15 protein-coding genes and 1 pseudogene are annotated in these 23,765 nt (G+C 42.4%); 6 read left to right on the top strand and 10 right to left on the bottom strand.

What is annotated here, in order from left to right; all coding sequences use genetic code 11:
- Positions 1 to 21 precede the first annotated feature (21 nt).
- The 7 genes and pseudogenes from HC965_RS11605 to HC965_RS11575 form a co-directional block, all read right to left on the bottom strand.
- Positions 22 to 1,743 carry a RagB/SusD family nutrient uptake outer membrane protein gene (locus HC965_RS11605; protein WP_191031602.1) on the bottom strand — a complete coding sequence of 574 codons (1,722 nt, stop codon included), beginning with the start codon at positions 1,741 to 1,743 and terminating at the stop codon, positions 22 to 24.
- Positions 1,744 to 1,770: 27 nt separating this feature from the next.
- On the bottom strand, positions 1,771 to 4,980 hold the full coding sequence (locus HC965_RS11600) for a TonB-dependent receptor (RefSeq protein WP_191031601.1): 3,210 nt from the start codon (positions 4,978 to 4,980) through the stop codon (positions 1,771 to 1,773).
- 44 nt (positions 4,981 to 5,024) lie between these two features.
- Positions 5,025 to 5,540, bottom strand: coding sequence for a sigma-70 family RNA polymerase sigma factor (locus HC965_RS11595; RefSeq protein WP_191031600.1), 516 nt, complete (start codon positions 5,538 to 5,540; stop codon positions 5,025 to 5,027).
- A 231-nt stretch (positions 5,541 to 5,771) separates the two neighbouring features.
- A pseudogene (locus tag HC965_RS11590) lies at positions 5,772 to 8,547 on the bottom strand (two-component regulator propeller domain-containing protein).
- 126 nt (positions 8,548 to 8,673) lie between these two features.
- A complete protein-coding gene (locus tag HC965_RS11585; RefSeq protein ID WP_191031599.1) occupies positions 8,674 to 10,941 on the bottom strand; it encodes a heparinase II/III family protein in 2,268 nt (755 codons plus the stop codon).
- A gap of 19 nt (positions 10,942 to 10,960) precedes the next feature.
- Positions 10,961 to 12,886, bottom strand: a complete 1,926-nt coding sequence (locus tag HC965_RS11580; protein WP_191031598.1) for an alpha/beta fold hydrolase — start codon at positions 12,884 to 12,886, stop codon at positions 10,961 to 10,963.
- A 75-nt stretch (positions 12,887 to 12,961) separates the two neighbouring features.
- Complete coding sequence (locus HC965_RS11575) at positions 12,962 to 14,893, bottom strand: glycoside hydrolase family 127 protein (protein WP_191031597.1); 1,932 nt, start codon at positions 14,891 to 14,893, stop codon at positions 12,962 to 12,964.
- 164 nt (positions 14,894 to 15,057) lie between these two features.
- On the opposite strand from HC965_RS11575, the gene HC965_RS11570 reads away from it, so the two are divergent.
- Both HC965_RS11570 and HC965_RS11565 read left to right on the top strand, forming a co-directional pair.
- A complete protein-coding gene (locus HC965_RS11570) occupies positions 15,058 to 15,840 on the top strand; it encodes a HipA family kinase (protein ID WP_191031596.1) in 783 nt (260 codons plus the stop codon).
- Positions 15,818 to 16,201 carry a DUF3037 domain-containing protein gene (locus HC965_RS11565; protein WP_191031595.1) on the top strand — a complete coding sequence of 128 codons (384 nt, stop codon included), beginning with the start codon at positions 15,818 to 15,820 and terminating at the stop codon, positions 16,199 to 16,201. Before HC965_RS11570 ends, HC965_RS11565 begins: the two co-directional genes overlap by 23 nt.
- A 25-nt stretch (positions 16,202 to 16,226) precedes the next feature.
- On the opposite strand, the gene HC965_RS11560 is transcribed toward HC965_RS11565, so the two are convergent.
- A complete protein-coding gene (locus tag HC965_RS11560; protein ID WP_191031594.1) occupies positions 16,227 to 17,843 on the bottom strand; it encodes an alpha/beta fold hydrolase in 1,617 nt (538 codons plus the stop codon).
- A 232-nt stretch (positions 17,844 to 18,075) separates the two neighbouring features.
- On the opposite strand from HC965_RS11560, the gene HC965_RS11555 reads away from it, so the two are divergent.
- Positions 18,076 to 18,927, top strand: a complete 852-nt coding sequence (locus tag HC965_RS11555; RefSeq protein WP_191031593.1) for an aldo/keto reductase — start codon at positions 18,076 to 18,078, stop codon at positions 18,925 to 18,927.
- A 181-nt stretch (positions 18,928 to 19,108) separates the two neighbouring features.
- Here HC965_RS11555 and HC965_RS11550 read toward each other — a convergent pair whose 3' ends face one another.
- A complete protein-coding gene (locus HC965_RS11550) occupies positions 19,109 to 21,061 on the bottom strand; it encodes a glycoside hydrolase family 97 protein (RefSeq protein ID WP_191031592.1) in 1,953 nt (650 codons plus the stop codon).
- Between the two features lie 136 nt (positions 21,062 to 21,197).
- On the opposite strand from HC965_RS11550, the gene HC965_RS11545 reads away from it, so the two are divergent.
- Together HC965_RS11545 and HC965_RS11540 are read left to right on the top strand one after the other, a co-directional pair.
- A complete protein-coding gene (locus HC965_RS11545; RefSeq protein WP_191031591.1) occupies positions 21,198 to 21,473 on the top strand; it encodes a hypothetical protein in 276 nt (91 codons plus the stop codon).
- Positions 21,470 to 21,925, top strand: coding sequence for a PIN domain-containing protein (locus HC965_RS11540; protein ID WP_191031590.1), 456 nt, complete (start codon positions 21,470 to 21,472; stop codon positions 21,923 to 21,925). Before HC965_RS11545 ends, HC965_RS11540 begins: the two co-directional genes overlap by 4 nt.
- Before the next feature lie 2 nt (positions 21,926 to 21,927).
- On the opposite strand, the gene HC965_RS11535 is transcribed toward HC965_RS11540, so the two are convergent.
- A complete protein-coding gene (locus HC965_RS11535; RefSeq protein ID WP_191031589.1) occupies positions 21,928 to 22,809 on the bottom strand; it encodes an AraC family transcriptional regulator in 882 nt (293 codons plus the stop codon).
- 118 nt (positions 22,810 to 22,927) lie between these two features.
- Between HC965_RS11535 and HC965_RS11530 the strand changes: the two genes are divergently transcribed.
- On the top strand, positions 22,928 to 23,743 hold the full coding sequence (locus HC965_RS11530; RefSeq protein ID WP_191031588.1) for an SDR family oxidoreductase: 816 nt from the start codon (positions 22,928 to 22,930) through the stop codon (positions 23,741 to 23,743).
- Positions 23,744 to 23,765 lie beyond the last annotated feature (22 nt).

The following is a 23,765-nucleotide window of genomic DNA, read 5'->3' as shown; positions in this document are numbered from 1 at the left end:
TATAAATGAATGATGAATGGATTATTGGTTCCAACCCGGATTTTGTTTCAAGTTGGGATTCAGTTTGAGTTGGTCAGCGGGCAGCGGCAACAAGTAATGCTTTTCGTGCCAGTTGCGTCCTTTCTCGTGGATGATACAACCTTCGCCATCTTTATCCTTAAAAGAAGCATCGGGCCATCTGTTTTCAAAATCGGTTCCCTCCCACTTCACACCGGTGAGGTTCATCGGCATTTCGTCTTCGGCTGTTTTCCAACGTTTCAGGTCATCAATGCGGAAATTCTCATCGAAAAATTCAATGGTACGTTCGCGACGAATCTCGGTACGCATATCCAGATTGTTTGTCGTAACAAAATCGTTGGTCAAGTCGGGCATTTCGGGGTTGACGCGTTTGCGTGTCAGGTTCAAGCTGATAGCTAAGTCTTCATCTGATATCTGCCCATCACGTTCAAACACGGCTTCTGCATAGTTCAACAACACCTCGGCATAGCGAATGATGGGAAAGTCGTAAGCTTCCATACCGGTAGGCACTCCATCGCGTTCGCTACACCACTTATGAGGGAAGTAGCCCGTACCTGTTTGAGGTATGAAATTTCGATGCGAGGCATTGGCTATTTCGGCAGCGTCCCCGGTCCAATTGATGCGCCCGCCGTTTGTACCCCAGTAGGTCTGTCCGGGTACCATAAGCTGATTGTTCATACGGTTGTCGCGGTTTTTATATTCATCATCCACTTTTGTGTAACTCCACGTTTGGGGGTTGATGGGTAACCCATTACTTTGCAGATACATATTAGCCATTTTACGAGTGACGTACAGAGCATTACCCAAACGCCCCTGTGTAATATTGAAACCAATAGAGTTGAGAACGGGGTCATGACGGCGGGTAAAAATATACTCTTTATTACCTGTTTTATTGATGCTGGCAGGGTTTGACTTCTCATTTTCCAGGATGAAGAGATACTTATAGGCTTCCGTACCCAGTTCTTGAGGAGCAAAAAGTTCGAATGTTCCGCTTTGCATCACATCATGGGCTGCCTGTGCCGCAGTGTTAAGCAAATCTTTTGTACGTTCGGTGTTTTGACCGCCATTGTGGAATTTCTCCCATGTGCCTTCATAGAGAGCTACACGTGAAAGAAATGCCAAAGCGGCTTCGCTGGAGAGACGGCCTTCATCGCTGCTACTGATAGCTTTATCGACAGGTAAGAGTCTGACGGCCTCTTTTAAGTCGTCAATGATAAAGTCAGCCACCTCGGTACGCGGATTGCGGGCCTTCTGCATCTCTGGCGAATCGACATCGAGCGGTGTGCGGGTAATAATAAGGTCACCGTAAGCCTGCAACAACTCGAAGTAGCAATAAGCACGGAAGAAGTGAGCTTCACCCACCGAAGTGGTGATGTCAGCTTGTCGGTCGTACGCATCGGCTTGTTGCAACAGAGTGTTGGTTTGGCGAATACGATTGTAATTGTCGGTATAGTGCTTGTCGGACGACGGAATACTGTTCGTTCCATTGCTATAGACATTCACCGTACTATAAGCAAACAAGTCCGAACGAATATCGGCGTGCTGACTATCGTCAAGCCATCGAAAGTCTGCCGACCAGCCATAAAACTGGGTGGCAAAGAGTTTGAAATGTTCGGGCGACTCCCAATAGTTGGTATCGGCCAATTGCGTCTTGGGCTCAAGGTCTAAACACGACTGCATGGTCATGGCGCAAATAACTCCTAAAATATATGCTATTTTTTTCATTGTTATCTTCAATATTAAGAATAAAAATTAGAACGTGGCATTCACACCGAAAGTCACGGTGCGGTTAAACGGATAGCGTTGTTTGTTCTCCACTTTGCGAGTAGCTTCGGGGTCCCATCCATCACTAATGTACGATTTCTCCCACAAGTCGGCACCCGATACGTAAACACGCAAGTTGCTGATGAAGCCGCTCTTGTTCATCCATGCCTTTGGCAATGTGTAACCCAGCACAATCTCTTTGAGACGCAAGTAGGCACCATTGTCGGCCGACCAGGTAGAAGGAATGTAGTTGTAGTTATTGATGTCATTGCTGTTCGAATAGGTAGGAAAATGGTTGTTAGGGGTTTCAGGGCTCCATACATTACCTACTGACTGATTAGTAGTGTTCAGCCAAATAGCTTTGAAAGGCACTTTCCAAGAGTCGATTTCACGATAGATGGTACGTTTGCCCACACCTTGGAACACGGTATTGAAATCGAATCCCTTCCACTCACATCCGAAATTAAACGAGAACGAATATTTGGGGTCGTCGGAACCGAGAAATACAAGGTCATCCTGTGTCAATTTACCATCTTTGTTCACATCCTCATACATGTGGTCACCTAAACGCAGGTTGGCAGGCAGGGCGATAGAGTTGCTGCCCACATATTTGTCCACATAATAGTCCAGCTGGTCCTGGTTTTGAACCTTGCCCACGTAGCGATAACCAAACACAGAATTGAGTGGGTAGCCATTCACTGCTTCGTTATAGCCTGCATTCACCACAATGTTACCTCCATCAATGAGTTTGTTATTCATATAGGTCAGTGTAGCGCCAACGTGATAGTTGAAACTGCCTATCTTGTCACGCCAAGTCAAACTGGCATCGTAACCATTAGCTTCGAACTTACCACTATTGGTACTGGGAGCCGTTCCACCCAAAACACCGGGATGCAAACGAGAAACCAGCATATTGTCATTTTTCTTTTTAAATACCTCGAACGTACCTGTAAGGCGATTGTTGAGGAAACCGAAATCGATACCCAAGTTATAGTTGTAGATGCGTTCCCAAGTGCGCACGGTACTCACCAGTCCGGCAGATTCTACATAGGTTCCTTTCGAATTGCCTAACAAGGCACCGCTACCAGATTTATAGTTGTAGAGTTGTATGCCGTCATAGCGTCCGATACCGTTTTGGTTACCTACCTCACCATATGAAGCACGCAGTTTCAGTTCACTCACATAATTGCGCAAGTTCTCCATAAATTTCTCTTCAGTGATACGCCATCCGGCCGATGCCCCCCAAAAGAAGTTCCAGCGGTTTTCAGGCAAGAATTTTGAAGAGCCGTCGTAGCGAGCATTCACTTCTACCATATATCTCGACTTGTAGTTATAATTCAAACGGCCGAAATAAGAAAGAATGGCTTCCTCCCAACGGTCTACTTTATCGATGTAGACTTGCCCCTTACCGTTGAGCGATTCGATAGCAGCTTCCACATCCATTGCTTTGGTACCGCTATAATCGTAAGCAGCATAGTCGTATTGCACACCTCCCATAAGCGATATGTCATGAACTTCATCAAATAACTTCTTATAAGTGAGGAAAGCGGATGCTGTGTAGTTGTCGGTACGTGCGGAACTTTTCGTATATGACGATTTTTCTTTGGCGGGATAAGGAGAGTTCTCGTTCAGAATCGGTGTTCCGTCGTATTGATACCAATCAATCGAAAGATATTGTTCATCACGGGCTGCGTTATTCGTTGAGTATCCCAAAGTGCCTTGAAAATCAAGCCCATCCAGAATGTTTACTTTTAAAATCTCATTCACACTCATAGCGGTTACCACAAGTTTGTTGTCTCCGCCCAACTCGGCTGACCAGTTGGGAGTGTGAATACCACCCCATGCATAAGGTTTGCCATCGATAGTCGAAACCGGAAGCCCCGGTTGCGGTATGCTGCTGCCTAATATGCTGCCAATCTGTGTAGGAGCTACTTGATGCTGGCGACTGGCCGACATGTTGGTTTCCAAACTGATACGGTCGTTTATCTTGACGCTACTGAACAAACGTGCATTATAGCGTTCGTTTGAGTTGTTTCCCCATTGCAGCGTACCTTGGTCGTTCAAATAACCTAGTGAAAGTCGGTAACTCGATTTTTCAGTACCTCCGCTTACACTAAGATTATGCTGGGTAGAAGTGGCATTTCCCCACAACACATCAGTCCAGTTCATATCGTGAAACACAAAATCAGCCACGCCACGGAATCCTCCCGGAATGGGATCTTCGTCAGGGTTGTTACCACCATGCAGGTTAATCCAACTGCCCTTCATCGCCTTAGCCAAACGGGCGTAGCGTACCCAGTTGTCATCTTCGCCATAGCCATCATTCAAGCGAGCTTGGAGCACACCGTCTGTCCATTCATCCATGCTCATCATGCGAGGTTGCAAACCTACAATTTTGCGTGTAACCGAACCGCTATATTCCACTTTGGTTCTACCGACGTCAGGACGTTTGGTGGTTACCAAAATCACACCGCCGGCCGCCTTTGCCCCATAAATGGCAGCCGAAGCATCTTTCAGGAAGTTAATGGTTTCGATATCGTCAGCATTGAGTTGCGCCATCTCACTCACACCGCTGGCAGGTACGCCGTCGATAATCAGTAAAGGCTCTACGTTATTCTTCGAAACCGAACCACGGATAGAGACGCCCCATCCTTCTTCGCCCGGAGCAGCAGACGAACGGGTGATGCGTAAACCCGGTACTTGACCTTGCATAGCCGAGAGTGGATTGGCTACCGTACCTTTATCTTTAAAAAGTTTCTGGTCAACCACAGTTACCGAACCTGTCAACGATTCTTTCTTCATGCTACCGTACCCCACCACCACAACTTCTTGCAGTAGTTCAGAGTCTTCTTTCAGCACAATTCTCAAATTAGTTTCACAGCCTTTCACCTGTACCTCTTCCGTTTTGTAACCGATATAGGAGATAACCAAAGTTCCTTTGGCATCTTTCAATGAGAAGTTTCCGTCGATGTCTGTTATACATCCATTCGTGGTACCTTTAACCATAACATTGGCGCCAATGACAGGCCCGCCATTGGAATCCACGATTTTTCCTTTGATTGTGCCAGACTGAAATACAGCTTGCACTTCCCCAGCATCTGCAAAGACAGCCTGCGAACCACCTGCCAGAAGAGCAGAGGCTATCACCGTGGAGAATAGAATCCTTCTCGATGAAAATCTGAAGAGACTTTTTTTCATATACATAAAATTTAAAACTAACATTTATACTATTTATTCTAATATTAGATACACTGTTGGATATATTCGCGGATTTCTTTCCGGCTGATAAACAAATGATTTTCTACCGTACGGACAGATAAGCCGAGACAAGCGGAAATATCTGCCGACGATTTGTGCCCGAAACGGCTCATCGCATAAATTTTCTTCCGTTGCGCAGGCAGCCGGAGAACTCTCTCCTGCTCACACGCAGCTATATCATTGGCGATAATCTGACTCTCTACCTCATTGGTAGAGGTAGGAATCTGATCTAAAAAATAGGATGTGATTTCCTGCATTTTATAATGACGACGCAAATAATCAGTAACCAAATTCCGACAAATAGAGAAGATGAAGTACTTTACTGTTTCCGGACGCAACATTTGCTTATAATCCATCAAACGCAAAAATACATCTTGAGCCAAATCTTTCGCGTCTTCATCTTTCCCTATCTTATATACTATATATAAGTAGACGGAACGATGATAATTCTGATAGGAATCAGTAATCAACTGTGCGGATGACATATCTATATTTTCCATTGCTTAGATTTTTGTTTATCATTACGCTGGCAAATATAGAGGGTAAATATGAAAACTGATATTCAAAAAGAGAGAGATAAATTCCGTCCTATTGGCAGAGAACGAGAAACTAAATTAAAAGCTAATTATCAATCAGTTAGGTTACAAATTCATAGAGTCTCAATTTATTATTTGAGACTCTAAAGGGGTATTTATCAATCTAAAGTTTAAAGTGAAAGGTACATAGGTAGATTATTCTTCGTTGGTCTTTCCGATACTTCGAATATATTCATTCGGAGTAATTCCGATAACCTTTTTAAAATAGCGAAAGAAAGACGTGCGCGAACTAAAACCGCATAGTTCAGCGATGGCTGTCAATGTATATTTGGAATATTCATCTTTATCAACTAAACGCTTAAACTCCTCTATGCGATAGTCATTCAAATAGTCATAATAGTTTTTATCCAAGTATTGATTGAATAAATAGGATAATGTATAAGTAGAAACATTCAATATAGAAGCTAAATCTGCTATTTTCAGATTTGGATTGACATATAGCCGATCCCTTTGCATCAGAAGTTCCAATTCGCCAGCCAAGCGTCTACATTCTTCTTCAGTCACATTGCTTTTTCTATATTTTTCTTCTATTACCGGTTGCTGCTTTTCCGTCAATTCAATAAGGTTGTTTCGTTTCATTCTCCGGTGATAATATATATAAGTCAAGGTTACTGTCAATATCACTAAAACAATCATACTCCACAAAACAGCATTGAAACGAGGAGCAACAGTCACTATCAGGCTAATTTCCGACTCCGGATCATCCACCCGGTGAATTCTAAACTGATAATTGCCGGATGATAAGTCGTAATACGTCATTTCTGATTGTCCGCTCAATAATTGCCAGTCGCCATCTATCCCTTCCATCTTACATTTATAAGACATATAAGCAGGCTCCGAATAGGTAAACCCGGAGAAACGGATTGTCAGATTGCGTTGCCCGGCTTCCAATTTTATTTTATACACGTTATTTTCTCTATTCATCTGAGCATAAACAGATTGCTTTCCATTCACCAGTACGTCGGTAATAGCAACCGGATAATGCCATTTTGCCTTTCTGCCGTTTTGTTCCGAGGTCAGATAAATCATACCTTTCGAATTACCAAACCATATTGTACCCTCTTCGTCTATTACAGGGAAACAGGTTATAAAAATAGAGCTCGGCAAGCCATCTACGAAATTATAGGGAATAAAATTATTTTTCTTATCATAACGATATAAGCCCAAATTGGTACCAATCCACAACCAACCTTCGGGATCTTCTACAATAAACATCGCATCCTTTCCATCCAAAGGAGTACCCGACTGCATTCTCCGAAAATGATTCATCGACAAATCAGATATAAAAATAGCACCTTTGTCAGGAAGAAAATAAAGTTCATGATTGGAATCTTCATATACCGTCCGGATTTTATCTTTATGAATAAATCCTTCGGGAAACACATCCGACTTCACACTATTGGTTGACGGATCCCAAATACATAAACCGTTCTCTGTACAAATCCATCCTTTACGTGTGGAATCAAAGCATATATCATACACATTTTCTCCCGGTAGTTTTGAATTTTCGGTAGTATAATGCCGGATCTGCTTCCCGTCCTTATAACAATAAAGCCCCATGGACGTCGCCATCCACAAATTTCCTTCATCATCCGATTTTATACTAAACACATGCCCTTTCAAGAATGGGGTTGATTTTAGGTCTGCTGCTTCAAAATCAGACAAAGCCAACGTGGAAGGATTGAGTACATACATACCGCCACCATAAGTACCGATGTAATACTTTCCTTCAAAAGCATAAATACACAGGATCATATTGGAACGTAACTGAGGAACTTTAAAACTTTTAAACCGCTGCTTCTTTTCATCTATATAGAAAAGTCCATTGCGCGAACCTATCAGTTTCTCATCTTTCGAAACGGCTATTGCACGAACAGGCATCTCTTTCGAATCGAAATAGGGAAGATAGGCATAGGTAGAAAAACCCGCTCTGATATAGCGTATAATCCAATCCTAACTGATAAAAGCCAATCCAAATCACTCCTTCCCTGTCAACTAATAACGCATAGACAGAATTGGAACGGATCGCCTGTTTATTTCCCGGTTCGTAACAAAAGGAACGAACAATCTTCATGTTGTCCGCAGAGACAAAATGTACCCCGTTTCCATCGGTACCTACATACAACAGATTCTTTTCATCACTGGAGAGAGACATGATAACGTTACAACCCAAGTCGATAATATTTTCTTTAAACTCACCTGTCGAACTATCAAAACATAGCAATCCATGATCCATTGTTCCTAAATAGAGCTTTTTGCCGATACGTGTCATGTTTCTATAGGAGAATCCTTGCTTGTATGGATAAGAGGTTATTTTCCGGTTTGAGATGTTCATGGAATGTAATCCGCCTTTGGTGAGAATCCATAAAGTTCCATTTTCATCCAAATTCAATGCAACGATGAAGTTTTCCGCCGATAAGATGTCGGAACTTACTGCCAGTCGTTCCAATTGATTATTTCGATAGATAAATAAGCCTTTTTCACTGCCTATATACAATCCTCCGTCCTGAGTTGGCAAAAGGGCACGGACACCACAATTAATAGTCTCCGGACTAAAGGGTTCCAGTTTTTCCGTTTCCTTATGAACCGTCCACAATCCCATATCATTCCCTATCCATATCCTATTACCTGCCGTCTCTGTTATTACATTCACCCATTTTAGTTTTTCATTATTTCCCAATATAGGGTAATGTTTCAGATGGACTCCATCAAAACGTTCAACAGAACTTGCTGTGCCAATCCAGATATAGCCTAATGAGTCTTTATAAAAAGAACTGACCATCAGGTCGGAAAGTCCGTCCGTTTCGGAAATACTGCGGAAAGAGTATGAAATCGGATAAATAGGCATACTTATGAGTAGCAGACAAAGGGCAACCAAAGTCTTCACTATATGTCGTATTAGATTATGCATAGAGGATTCATATTTAACGAAACAATGCAAACCTACATAAAATATCTCGGATTTTATATAGGTTTGCACAAAAAACAAGGAACTTATTCTTTTTGAAAAGATAGAATTTATCCTGGATATACTTATTTATAGTTTCACCTTTACCTGCGAATTCTGATAGCTCACCGGAATTTTCTTATCATTCACTTCTACAGTTACAGGCTTCTTTGTACTTCTAAAAGTTGCATTTATCTTCGGCTGTCCGTCTATCCAAAGATTCAGTTTCTTATCTTCTGCTTTCTGAATGACGAAGAGCTTAGCCAATGATGAGAAGTAGGTTTCATTGTCCCGTCTCAATGCACTTCCGTAGGCAATGAAGAAATCCTTAGCATCCTTTGCTTCAGTATCTTCCGGATAGGAAACAGCAAACATATAAGCATCTGTCATCCAACCGTCGGGCATAATCCATGAATTACTGTGCATTAATCTTCCGTCTGCCAATTGGTTAATATATAAATCGGTAATTTTACCTTTATGACGGATACGAAGCCCTATCCAGTCCTGCCCTTCACGCCTTTCCATTTGTGGCAGGTCTTTTTCATCGGGAGTATCTTTCAGGATAATGGCTGTCAGTCCTTTCACACGATTCACTTCGGCCGGTAAATGGAAAGAATAATATTTTTCGGTTCCTTTCAAGTCTTCCGTAGGAGCTTCTATTTCTTCCCAATATAAATCTTCGGGATAGTCGTGCACAAAATCTGATTTAGCCAGCAGACGAGGATATAAAGGGCGGATGACTACTGAAGAATTTCCGTTTGTCACATTTACGTCAATGCCCGATTTCTTGTAAGTTCCATTGGTATGCCATAGCCATTCGAACTGTCCGACTTTGTGCGTCTTCAAGTCATCAATCATATAAATCACATTATCCATCCATAGGAAATGACGGAAGTTACGGCTGAAATTATTAGAGACAGGACCTGTTCCATTCGCTAAAACATATTTCACATTGCCTGCATCCAGGAGATGACAAAGATTTCCTCGCAAAGTAGAGCCGCTATACTGTTGTTCACGGGGTTGTCCTTCTCCGTTGAACAGGACTACATTATGCGCCTGGCTTTGGAAGAAATAGTTGCGATAGGCAGGATTGGGATACCAGCAGTTTCCTCCGTCCTTGATTATATCGACTCCTTTATGGAAAACAATAAAGGAATTGGCATCCGCATGAGAATGATTCCAGGTATGGCCACTTTTCACGGCAAGCATCGTAGCATCCTTTTCCCATGAAGTACGCATGGTAGCCCAACCGAAATCTGAGAATAGTTGTGACGTTTTCAATTCGGGAGTTACGGGAGCTTTGTTCAAATCAGGTGTATAAAGAAAGCCCATCGGACGATTCAGGAAAAAACCATCGCGATGCTGCCCTTGCTCTATCTGGGTTATATACCACAGAATAGTCGGGTCTTTCAGTCCTAATGCATACAGTAACATCATACTTGATTCTGCTGATACGTTCTTATGGCTGTCGCCAAAATTCAAACTATGCAGCATACCTGTACGGGGATAGCATACTTGTGAGAAGTAGTTCGGCAGTTTTGCTAATTGGGGTATATCGCCGGGATTCTGTCCGGGATGCGTATTTATCCAAGCTATCCGAAACAGTAGAGCTTCCTGGATGCCAAAGTTTGCATAATTCAGACTTTCATACATTCCTCCGGCCTCATCAAAGCTCTTTGCTTTCTGTTGCAAGGCATCGCCTGCAAAGTCAAACCATTCGGGAAGTGATTCATGAAGCTGGTCTACCCACTCTTTTACTTCGGGAAGTTCATTCTGTAGGCTTAATGCAAGAATTCCACCCTGGCATACGCAGGAAGTCCACCAGTTGTGTCCCATAGAGTTCAAAGAATGGATACGGGTAGGTTCCAATAGCCAATCGCCCAATGCAGGTTCTACCGCCAATCGTTTCAATCCTTCGGCTATCTTTTTTCTTTCCGAAGAAGACATTACGTTATAAGCTGCATCATACCCTATGGCAGAAAGAAAACTCTTATGTGCCATGCCCAGTTGCGAACGCCAGGCAGGAATACGTGCCATCATTTCCATATCTCCCCAAGACTCGGCTTCCACTGCTTTCAAAAGAATCTCTTTTATTACGTCAGCATAATCTTTGTTATCCGTCATCAGATAAGCTAACGACAGATAATCCAACCGATTGAAATCTTTCTTTTGCAAGGCTTCATCGGCGGTTTTCTTAATATCTTCCCAGGCTTCCTGTAATTTCTTCTCGTTTTGCATACGCTGTTTCACCTGCTGAATACGTTGAGGGGTGTACAAAAGCGAAGGGTGGTTTATCTTTTGTGCAGATACAAACGATGCAAATAAGATTCCGATTAGACATAGAACTATTTGTTTCATGATATTTGTTTCTTTTATTTTAGTGTTCAATATTGATTAAAAATTCTTCTAAAGCTGCATTGAATTCCTTCGGGCGTTCCATATTCATCATGTGTCCACAATCCTCAATGACTTTCAACTTTCCATTAGGCAGATAGTCTAATATTGGGGGATTTTTTGAGAATTTATTATCAGAAGAATGACCTTCTACAATTAAGGCAGGTACGGCAGGGTGACTCTTTTTCAATCTTTCGATGGCATCCAGTCCTGCTACTACCCGCACTTCTTTGTGTAGCGGTTGCCATGCATCCCATTCGTCAATCATCTGCCACAAAGGTGCACGCATCCGTTCACGTTGAGTTCCACCGGATTTCATTAATCCTTCAAACCATTCTTTCTTCATCACCTCCACTCCTTTCTTTTTCAGAGCAGCTATTTCTTCATCACGCATCTTTGCTTCTTCCTTAGTCATCGGTTCACTGGGGCCTTTTGATTTCCGAATGTTTCCACTAGCTAGAAAAGCCGATAGCATCCGGTCAGGGAAATACGCTAACATATCAGCGGTGATAAATCCACCTAAAGAAAGTCCGACAATATGTGCTTCATGAATGTTCAAAGAGTCCATCAAAGTAACCAGGTCTTCAGCGTGCATAAATTGATAATCTTCCGTTTGGGAAGAAGAGATGCCATACCCTCTCAAATCATAGCGAATGACATGATACTTTTTCGCAAATACCGAAAATTGCTCATCCCACATACGATGGTCGAGCGAATGGCCGTGAACAAAGATTACCGGTTCACCCTGCCCGGCTTCTTCATAGTATAGAGAGCCGTTTCCGACGTTAATACGTCCTTGCTTAATAACCAATGAATTACCTTTCAGTATTTCTGAAACAGTCCGTGAAATGACAGGGCTGCCGAAGAAAGAAGAGAAACCGTCTTCTTTTGCGGAAGAACCTGTTACATGGGAGATGAAGAATCCGTAAACTTTATCATGTTTATTTATCCATGGATAAGCACCAGCCCATCCCGGTGAACTAATCTGATAGGCTTCACCTGTCTTTTTATCTATCAGGTCACGCCATTCTCCCAATCCGTAGATTCCATTGTGGGATTGTCCTAGTCCTTTCGCTACATAATTATCCGAGTCATGCGAAGGGATGATGGCATCTTTCACTTGGTCGGCCTGCATCTCCTTTATTGTTTCTGCTGATATAATCTGCTTGCCATTATACATTCCATCGTGATAAATCATAGACAGGAAATGAAGATAATCATTCAAGGTAGTACACAGTCCGCCCCCTAACATGGGTGCATGTCCGCCGTCCGTGTTGATTGGGGTAAAATGAGAATTCTTCATTTCCAAAGGTTGTGCAAGCAGTTCCTGGAAAAGAGTTTCAAACTCCTTTCCCATCGCCACTTCCGCCATCCTTCCGGCAATTTGCATGGCAAGTCCACCATATTCAAAACGAGTGCCGGGGGTAAAGACTGTATCCAAAGGGAGAATTTCTATGACTGCCGAATCCAAATGATTATAGTTATCTACACGAGGTTCGGGAAGATACGGGCGCACTCCCGATGTATGGGATAATAATTGCCGCAAAAGAATCTTGCCTTTGGCATCGCCTTTAAATTCCGGCAGCCATTTCTCTACCGAATCATCCCATCCCAAATCTGTACGGTCTACAACTGCACCGATGACGGCAGCCGCCACCCATTTTCCGGCAGAAGCGACATATACCTTCGTATCAGGGGTATAATCCCGATAGTTCTTCTGAAAAATGACGGTATCATTCTTCACTACGCAAATGGATGCACCGGGGTAATATCCTTTATCAACCCATCCTTGAATGACAGAATCCAAAGAAGAGAAGTCATACTGATTTCCCTGACCGGATGATATTTTGCAAGAACCGGACAAAAAGCAGATACTTACAAAAGCGGCAATTAATAAATGATTCTTCATTTCGTTGTTTTACTATCTATTTTCTGTTTTCAATATTTCCTGTTTTAGCAGGCGTTATTTTGATTGTAGCGGGTACTATTCGGATTGTAAATCCCAATATACGACATAGCGCTGGTGATGCAAATCATATAGCGGACGAATCACATCTCCTTGTTCTGTCGTAAACGTTAAATCACGTCCTACACGTTGCAAGGCACGTTCAGGGTGTTTCTTATCCAGTTTTAAAGAAGTGCGCAGATGGGCAGGGACATGAAAATTATAGGTATAATAATCATTGTAAAGAGCCGGATTTGAGAAAGGAGCAGGTGCCTGCATATCTTCAGTACCCCGTTCTCCCGCCAATACTAGCGGGCCGTATAACAAAGCTGCCTTATTCGGGTTATCCGGGGTAGTCTCCATTTTGATTTGCATTGGATAAGTAGCCGAGATTTGGTCGCCATCTTTCCATTCACGGGTAATGGCGATATAAGAGCCCGATTTCTGCTTTAAAGATATTTTCTTACCGTTCACCAGGACTTTCACATCTTTGCTCCATGAAGGATAACGCAGATAAACAGTGGTACGAACGGGATTCTCTGCGCTAAGAGTGAAACGTGTTGTTTCTTCTTTTGGAAATTCCGTTTCCTGGCGGATTGTCAATCCCCTTTCTTTCCAAGTTACCTGTGAGGAGATAAAGAGATTTACATATATTCCTTGATTGTTATGGTAGTAGATAGCTTCTCCAAACTTGGCGTGATTCTCAAATCCGCTGCCCACGCAACACCAAAAAGAGTTCTCTTTTGTGCTATACAGTTTATGAGAGCCGGAAAGCAAAGGCAGGAAATAAGCCACCATACCCGTTTCGGGGTCTTGTTGCCCCAAGATGTGATTGTACAAGGCCCTTTCATAATAATCCGCAATAGATGAATCGCCCGTCCAGCAGAAGAGATGGCGGCTAAGTTTCAGCATATTATAGGTACAGCAAGTTTCTCCGGTATAGCCGGTCAAGTGTTGGGAGAATTTCTTCGGGTCAAAGTAGTGTTCTTTATCACTGCTGCATCCCGGAGCAAAAGTATGATGGTCAATCATGGTGTGCCAGAAAAATTCCGAGAGTTTCCTGCTTGTTTCGTTCCGGGTTAATTCGTAGTTGCGGGCTTCAGCTATGACTTTCGGGATGAATGTATTCGTATGCTTCGTTCCCAAGTCATCGCGAAGTTCTTTCAATGGGTCGATTACGTCATTGTGATAGAAATATTCCGCCAGCCAGCGATAACGTTCATCTCCTGTGATTGAGTACAAATTGTAGAATGACTCATTGATACCGCCAAATTCATTGCGAATCATAAGTTTGCGTGTTTCTTCACTAAGGGGTTTCAGTTTATTGTATGCCCAATCGCCCATTCGGGTGACAATAGTTAATGCTTTCTTATTATCCGCATACAGATATTGGTCTATCAACCCTGAGAAAAGTTTATGCAGAGTATACCAGGGAGCCCATACGCCTTTTCCCTGAATGTTCCGGTTTATCAGTTCTTCGGGCCAGGCGCTCAGATACCCGCTTTTCAACACATTCTGCACTTCTTCGAGTCCATTGACCAGGCTATCGCCTTTCAGTTTGAAGATTTCACTGCCGGTAGATGCGTACATCAAACCGAGTGCCGAAAGCATATGTCCGGTAGTATGTCCGCGAAGTTCGCAATCCAAAGATTCCCAGCCACCAAGTTTCTTCACTGTCATATATCCGCCTTCACGTCCGGCAAATACGCCAGCATTGGTACGGAAACTATGCAGCAGACGATTGACATCTATTGAAGTCATCCAGGCAGAATCCCGAAGCATATTATCGCGGAAGCGGCTGGGCAACAAGCGGACGTCTTTCAAATCAAAACTCTCTGCCTGAAGGGGAGCCACTGTTTCCTTTTTCAACTTTCCCTGATGTTGTCCGGGATATACAGACTGGGCAGACACTATACCTGATACTGTCCATGAGCCCAACAAGAATACCGTAACTAAAACTTTCTTATTCATACTATTTCTATCTTTTATCTATAAGATACGAACAAAGCGCCTTAAACACTCAAAGCTACAAAATTATTTAATTAAGCTACAATTCTTTAATTTAAGGCACACTTTCTAATAAAATTCATCCGAAACGCCCTATCTTTATTGCCCAAATTAAAGAAAGGAGCTACATGTATTTACGTACGGCAAATGTAACAAGATATATTCTTCCTCTGCGTGAGGGGGGCTCATTGCCTGCTTTGGCCGAAGCTGACGATGAATTTAAGTATGTCGTAAAGTTCAGAGGAGCAGGACATGGTACGAAAGCACTGATTGCCGAATTAATCGGCGGGGAAATAGCTCGTGCACTGGGTTTCAGAGTTCCCGAAATCGTTTTTCTAAACTTGGATGAAGCCTTCGGGCAAACGGAAGCGGATGAAGAAATACAGGATTTACTGCAATGGAGCCGCGGACTAAATATGGGATTGCATTTCCTTTCCGGTTCACTGACTTTTGACCCGATAGTACATAAAGTGGATGGGAAAACGGCTTCGCAAGTAGTATGGCTGGATGCCCTGCTGACTAATATAGACCGCACCATCAAAAATACCAATATGCTGATGTGGCACAAAGAACTATGGTTGATTGACCACGGGGCTTCCCTCTATTTCCACCATTCCTGGACAAATTGGCAAAAACAGGCGCTTGTTCCTTTTGTACAGGTAAAAGACCATGTACTACTACCATTTGCCGATAAACTGGAAGAGGTAGACGCTGAATTCAGGCAGTTATTGACTTCCGATAAAATACGTGAGATAGTCAATGCTGTTCCCGACAACTGGTTGAACTGGACGGAAGGCACAGAAACGCCACAGGATTTGAGAGATATTTATATCCAATTCTTAGAAGAAAGGATGAAGCATTCCAAAACATTTGTAAATGAAGCACAAAATGCAAGAAAGGCACTTATATGAATACGCAGTTATCCGCTTCGTTCCCAAAGTAGAACGTGAGGAGTTTATCAACGTGGGAATTGTACTGTTTTCCAAACGAGCTAAATACCTGAAATCCCTCTATATGATAAATGAAAACAAACTGAAACTGTTTTCTTCCGAACTGGATATGAATTGCCTGAGAGAAGGATTACAGGTGTTTGACAAGATATGCATGGGAAATAAAGAGGGAGGAGCCATAGCCAATATGGATATTCCCGACAGGTTCCGTTGGCTGACTGCGGTCAAAAGTTCCTGCATACAGGTGTCCCGTCCGCATCCGGGATTTTCTGCTGATTTAGATAAGACTTTGGAAAGATTGTTCAAGGAATTAGTACTCTGATTCCTTGAACAATCTCTTCACCAAACTAACGGGCAGTAATATAGAAACTCTGCTCTACTGCTTCGGCAGTCTGCACTTGGGGTTCTACGCTACGTCCATATTGCCAGGCTACTACCGTAACCTTCACCGGAAACTTTGCACGTGGGGGAATTTTTGTCAATACGAGCTTATCACCCTTTATTTCTGCCGGACCTTCCTTTACATAATAGCCGACCGGGAGACCGGAATCTGAAGTTCCTTTCAACGTAATTTCTTTCACAGAAGCTTTTACATCCGATAGTTTCGGGAAAGTAATATGCTGTGGTATCCCTTCCTTATTCCGATGCGGAATACGAATCTCTACCTGCTGAACGGCACTCCGGTATTTATGGTCCTGCTTTACGGAAGCCATCAGGCAGATACTTCCTGTACGCTTGGGATTATCCAACCCCATCCGATAGAAACGTACAGTAAAAGTCGTATCATTCACAACTTCCACCGGTCCACAGATTCTCGTCATTCGAATCGGACGTGTACTGTGTTTTTTTGAATATTCGTTCCTTAGCGTATCTGTGTAGACTGCTTTCAAGTGGAAAGTGACTCCATCCGCTTCGGGTTGAAAAGAAGGAGACATACGCACATGGGATTTCGGATTGAAAGTAATCAGTTTTCCTTTTTGCTCAAAGCCGATATACTGTTCTGTCTTTCCACGTTCATTGGCATAGTATTTTTCTGTGGTATCTGCCATTTCCTTATCAAAATACCAAAACGCATGGTTCTTGTCTCCTTTATATTTATCATAGGAAGCGGCTTCTGCTGTAGGCATTTCATTTTTCCGCCAGCGGTCTGCCAGCCAGCCATTCTTTGCTTCTACCGGGATTAACTGAACCGGAGCATCCAATGGTGAATGTTTCGGCAACCGATATTGTACTGCCTTTTTCAGAAAGAGGGAAAGATAATCAATCAATTCATCGGAAATATCAAAATGTCCGTGTCCTGCATCTGCAAGGAACGAAAGAGGGGCATTCGGGTATTCACGACGATAATCGAAAGAGGTTATCAGCCGGTCTTCCCACCATTCGTCTTCTCCCATTACCATTAATGAGGGGATGCCTTCTATTGTACGAGTCCCCCAATCCAAATTCGCACGCCCGTAACCTGTCAGATGAGTTCTGGGAGAATCACCGTGAATAGAGAGTACAGCCAATGTCCGTTCGGGGTTCCAGGCGGCAAAGTTCCACGGATAGGTGGCCATTGCCGAATGTCCGACAGGGATGACTGGGGCAAATTCGAGTTCTGCATATCCGCTTATTTCAGACAGGTTCTTCATTATTGTTTCAAAGATTTGCTGAGTGCCTTTGGTCACGTCCCATCGTTGGTCTATTCCGGGAGTTATCCATATCTCCGCGATTCCCAGTTTACTCATGTTCTTCCGGAATTGGGGATGTTCGAAAATCGTCTCTTCCGTCATATTATGTTGTCCGATGATGACGGCACGGACTTGTTTGCAGTTTTCCGGTATCCATAGAAAGGCGGAAGGGTGAGCGTTTGTTTCTTCCGAAATCAGCTCTTTTATTTCTACTGACCATTGCCAGGGGGCTGCTGCAACCCGGGTAGCCTGCATGAACAGGGATAACAAAACAACAAGAAAATATTTATTCATAATGCTTCTTTTAATTGATTTAACTCCATATACTACGAATATGGAGAACAAAACACTCAAAAAACGACTATATATATGAGAGATTAAATGCAAAGATAGGGCTATCCGTAAAAATGGTAGCAAAACCCGTAATCTATATAAAGACAGATTACTATTTACAGGCTAACTTTGCATAGAGGAAATAAAGATAATAAAAACATTAGAATACGCTTTTATTTTAATATACTTGATTATGGAAAAAGTAAAATTGAACAATGGCATTGAAATGCCTATTTTGGGTTATGGTGTTTATCAGGTTACGCCTGAAGAGTGTGAACGTTGCGTGTCAGATGCAATCAGTGTAGGCTATCGCTCTATTGATACGGCACAAGCCTATCATAATGAGGAAGGTGTAGGAAATGCAATCAGCAAATGCGGTGTGCCGCGTGAGGAGCTGTTCATCACTACAAAAGTATGGATTTCAAATGCCGGTTACGAAAAGGCTAAAGCTTCTATTGATGAGTCGCTGCGCAAATTGAAGAGTGATTATATCGACTTGCTGCTCATTCATCAGCCATTCGGTGATTATTACGGAACTTACCGGGCTATGGAAGAAGCATACAAGGCCGGTAAACTTCGTGCAATCGGTGTCAGCAACTTCTATCCTGACCGCTTTGTAGACCTGGCGGAATTCTGTGAAATCACTCCTGCTGTCAATCAGGTGGAGACACACGTTTTCAACCAACAGATAAAGTTACAGGAAGTAATGAAGGAATATGGTACTAAAATTATGTCATGGGGCCCGTTTGCCGAAGGCCGGAACGATTTCTTTACCAACCCGACTCTCCAGGAAATCGGTAAAGAATATGGTAAATCAGTGGCACAAGTTGCTCTTCGTTATCTGATTCAACGCGATATTATCGTGATTCCCAAATCAACTCATAAAGTACGTATGGTTGAGAATTTCAATGTATTCGATTTTTCTCTAACACCGGATGCTATGGCGGCTATCGCTGCGCTTGATACAGCTAAAACCCTTTTCTTCTCTCACAATGACCCGGAGATGGTGAAGTGGTTGATTAATTATGGTACCAAAAATGAATGAAACGATATGTATTCAAGAAATATTTGTGCTATATAAACAAGTTGTATGACACCCGGGTCTCAAGCATGCTGACACCCGGGTGTTGGTATGCCTGACATCCGGGTGTCGGTATGTATGAGACCCGGGTGTCATGCAACTAATTCTTGCAGTATGTTATTTCCTTCTTTATTATTTATCATATTTATTTTTCCAATGGAGTGAAATGTAATGCGGCTCCTCCACTCGCTTTCAGCTTCAAGACAAGCTTATCTCCTGCTTTTATCTTCTTATGAGTACTGCGCACCTTCGTCCGTGTATTCAGCTTGTCGTCATCTTCGTACAGATGAAGCATATACTTCTTCCCCGGTTCCAGGAAATCCGTAGTCAAGGTAACAGTACGGGCTTCCGTATTCGTCATTGCTCCCACAAACCAGTCATTTTCCGAACGACGAGCCTGAACGATATATTCACCAATTTCTCCATCCAATGCACGGCTGTCATCCCATACGCTCGGAATAGCTTTCCAAAATTCCAGTTCTTCTTCTCCTTTATAAAATTCCGGTCTGTCATACCAGAACATAAATTGCAAAGGACTGTAATACACTGCTGCCATCGCCAACTGATGTGCTTTCGTATTCTTCACCCGGTTATTGAAATAGCAAAGCGTATAATCTCCTGCACCTGCCAAGTAACGGGTGAAAGGAAGAGTTGTATTGTGTGTCGCATCCGGCATTTCTTCATTTCCACGAATACCTTCCTGCGTCATCAGGTTAGGATAAGTACGGCTGAAGCCTGTCGGACGATATTCGTCATGAATATCTACCATCAGACCATATTCTCCACATTTACGGACTGCATCATGCAACCAAGTACTCCAACGCTGATTACCTATCTGTACAAAACCGAACTTAATACCTTTCAATCCCCATTTCTTATACAAAGGCAATAAAGTATCCAACTGCTGCACCAACGCACGCTGATTGACATACACCATCAGTCCGATTCCTTTCGATTCGGCATATTTACACAAAGCGGGTATATCGAGGTCTTTATCCGGAGAAACAGTAGTGGCATCCGAACTCATCTTCATTTCCGGCCCGTACCAGCCTGCATCCATGTGCACATACTGAATACCACGTTCTGCCGCAAAGTCAATGGCTGCTTTCACTCTATCCTGTTTCAAGTCGCCCGAACGGAATACTTTTCCCGGTTTAATCCAGGAAGTATCAGCCAGTTTGCAAGCCGGATTGAGATTCAAGACAATATCATTGTTATTAATCAAATCGACCGGACGTTCTCCGACCATGATTACACGCCACGGAGTGCTGTAAGGAGAAATAATATCGACGCTGCTATACAGACTTGTCTCCAAAGTGGAAGGCTTCTCAGCCGATAAACGGAATTTACCACGAACATAATCCACCATCTCCGCTTCGAGCAGGGCTACGGACAATCCATCAGGCAGTTTCAAAGTCAGAGGACGTTCACTTTCCTCTTTTCCCCATCCTTCCAACGGACGAAGTACGCAAGGTCCTTGTGCCCAACGCTCGTAATAAGCCATCGTTCCTTCAGGCATTGTGAAGCTGGTCTGTTCACCGACGATATGCAAGAAAAGCCCGTTTGTCGTTTCCGGGAAATGATAGCGGAAAGCAACTCCTTCATTATAGGCACGAACGATAATGTTCATAAAGTAGTTCTTACGCTTATCATAGCCACCGTCTCGGTTGCCATCCCCTTCTCCCTTCTTGAATTTCAAAGTCATCTCATTGTAACAGTCACGCACCTCCGCACGTTCGCCATATACAGGCTTCCATGTCTCATCCGCTTTTCGTTGTTCAGTCCCTGTCAACTTCAGATTCTCGCACCAAAAAAGACAAGTATCATTCGGAACACCCAACGCCGACTCAAACAACTGATTCTCAATCAGAACTCCCAATTTACTTTCTTCAATCACCGGACGGTTCTTATAAGTTAAGGTATAATACATTTGTGCATTATCCTCTCCCACCGCACGCTGATAGAAGGTAAAGCGATAAGCTCCGTCGGGAGATATCAGTTCCTGACGGGTTTCTGTCATCACATCTTGCGCTTTCACCAATGCCGGTATCACCAGCAACAAAAGCAAAATTCTTTTCTTCATTCTATTTACGTTCATGTTTATTCATCTTTCCTATTACATACGAACGAGAAAGAAATTATACTCAACATCAAATATACGATAAAAAATAAAATATTATTTTCAGTTCCATTATTTAATAGTATCTTTGTTTATATTGTAAACAGAACAAGATATGAAAGTAGAAGAGCCTATAGGTGAATATTATTCCCAGTCGTATATTAAAAATATAAGACGCAAGATTATAAAGTCCATCAGAGAAGAAGAAAATGTTGATGTGCTAAAGCAGTATATGCAGTTTCAAAAAGAACAAGAGGGACAGATTAACCTTTCCAGAAAGAAAAGAAGAGAATTGTTCGACAGCCAGTCCTTAATAGGAAGTATTGATTCTGAAATGCCGTGGGAAGAGATGAGAGATAATATTTTAAAAGAAAAATACAACTTAGAATGAGAGTCTTTTTAGATACTAACATATTAATGGAGTCCATAACCAACCGTTCACATTCCACTGAAATTGTCCGCATATACAATCTATTTAAAACCGGAGTTATTGACTGCTACATTTCCCAAGGTTCTTTTTATACAATTACATATCTTGTAGAAGCATATTTAAAGAAAACAGATTCTTTATCCAAAGATGAACGTTTGGATAAACTACGCAATATACTTAACAATATATTATTAATGTCGGATATCTGCGACATTTCCAATGAAGAATTAAGCAAAGGTATATGGGATACTAATTTTACAGACATAGAAGATAGTTACCAATATCAAAATGCTATAGCCGAACAATGTGAATATCTAATAACCCTGAATAAAAAAGACTTTCATACTGATAATGAACAAATAGAAATTGTAACTCCTGAAGAATTTATAAAAAGAATATCATCTGAACTTTGATATTATTCCATCTGCTCTCTATAAAAAGTCGGTGTCATACCTGTTAGTCGTTTAAAGATACGATTAAAGTGTACGGGTGATTCAAATCCGCAAGTTGCACTGATTTGCGATATATTCATCATACTACTATTCAATAGTTTACAAGCATATCCGATACGCATATCAAGTACATACTCTTTGAATGTCTTCCCTGTGTTTTCTTTAAAATACCGGCAGAAAGCGGTGGGATTCATCGCTGTGTAAGAAGCTATTTCATCCAGGCCGATAGACTTGGTATAATGCTTGTTCAGATAGGCAATCACTTTTTCCATCCTTTCATTACGCATAATGGAAGGGGACGGAGTATAATGGGAAGTAGTCAGATATTTCCTGTGATTGTTGGTAGCCATCATTTGTAGAAGTGAAAGCAACAGGATGATTTGCTCCGCCCCTTTGGCAGAAGGAATCTGTTTTAATAGCTTAATGATTTTCCCTGAGTGGGTAACAGTGAATTTAATTCCTCTGCAAGCATCTTCCAACAGATTCCTGATAGGAATAAACTGCGAGTATTGAGAGATGGAATAATGCATAAAGTCTTTCTCAAACTGAATATTCACTCCTTTTACTTTCAGTTCGGATTCTTCTCCGTTATCTGATTCTCTCCCGCTATCCGGCGGACTCTGCATACTATGAGGAAGTTCGGAACCGAAAAGAATCAAATCACCTTTTGAATAAGAGATAATGCTGTCACCTATCAGGCAATCCCCTTCTCCCTTCTCCACATAGATAATTTCATACTCACTATGAAAATGCCACGGATACGTGAAACGCGGATATTCATAAAAGCGGGCACGGACTGGATTGGAAGTCGTAATAGTCAACTTCTCATTCATTATCTTCTTCATAAATCTCCTTTCTAAACTACTTTTGCAAAGATAAGTAAATATCTTGCAAAAATACGCATCATAGCATGTGTAAAAACCCGCTATTTTTGCATCATTCATAAAAACATTTGATAGAACCATGAACGAATTATTTAGTATTGCCGGTAAAGTTGCTGTTATTACCGGAGCAGGTGGTGTACTGGGTGGAAATATTGCCCAACACTTTGTACAGCAGGGAGCGAAAGTAGTAGCTATTGACATTCGTCAGGAGCAACTGGACAACCGTGTGGCTGAACTCAAGCAATATGGTGAAGACGTAATCGGTATCATTGGTAATGTCCTTGACATCTCCAGTCTGGAAAAAGTAGCCGAAGAAATCGTATCTAAATGGGGACAGATTGATATTCTGCTGAATATTGCCGGTGGCAATATGCCGGGAGCGACTCTTGAACCGGAACAGCATTTCTATGATATGGATATCTCCTGCTGGGAGAAAGTAACTAATCTGAATATGAACGGAACCGTATATCCGTCTATGATATTCGGTAAAGTAATGGCAAAACAAGGCAAAGGATGTATCATCAATGTATCCTCAATGGCAGCATACAGTGCTATCACCCGTGTACCGGGATATTCGGCTGCAAAAACTGCCGTAGCCAATTTCACTCAATGGCTGGCCAGCGAAATGGCACTTAAATATGGTGATGGTATCCGTGTAAACGCCATTGCACCGGGCTTCTTTATCGGCGACCAAAACCGTCGGGTACTCATCAACCCGGATGGTTCACTGACAGACAGAAGCAAGAAAGTATTGGCTAAAACTCCGATGAAACGTTTCGGCGACATTAAAGAGTTGAATGGTGCAGTGCATTTCCTGTGTAGTGAAGCCGCTAGCTTCGTAACCGGAGCAATGCTGCCCATCGACGGTGGTTTCAGTGCATTCAGCGGAGTTTAAGCAATAAATAATAGCCTGTTTT

It is taken from the genome of Bacteroides sp. GM023 (assembly GCF_014750685.1).
GTDB lineage: Bacteria > Bacteroidota > Bacteroidia > Bacteroidales > Bacteroidaceae > Bacteroides.
This window is presented reverse-complemented; position numbering and strand designations above follow the sequence as displayed.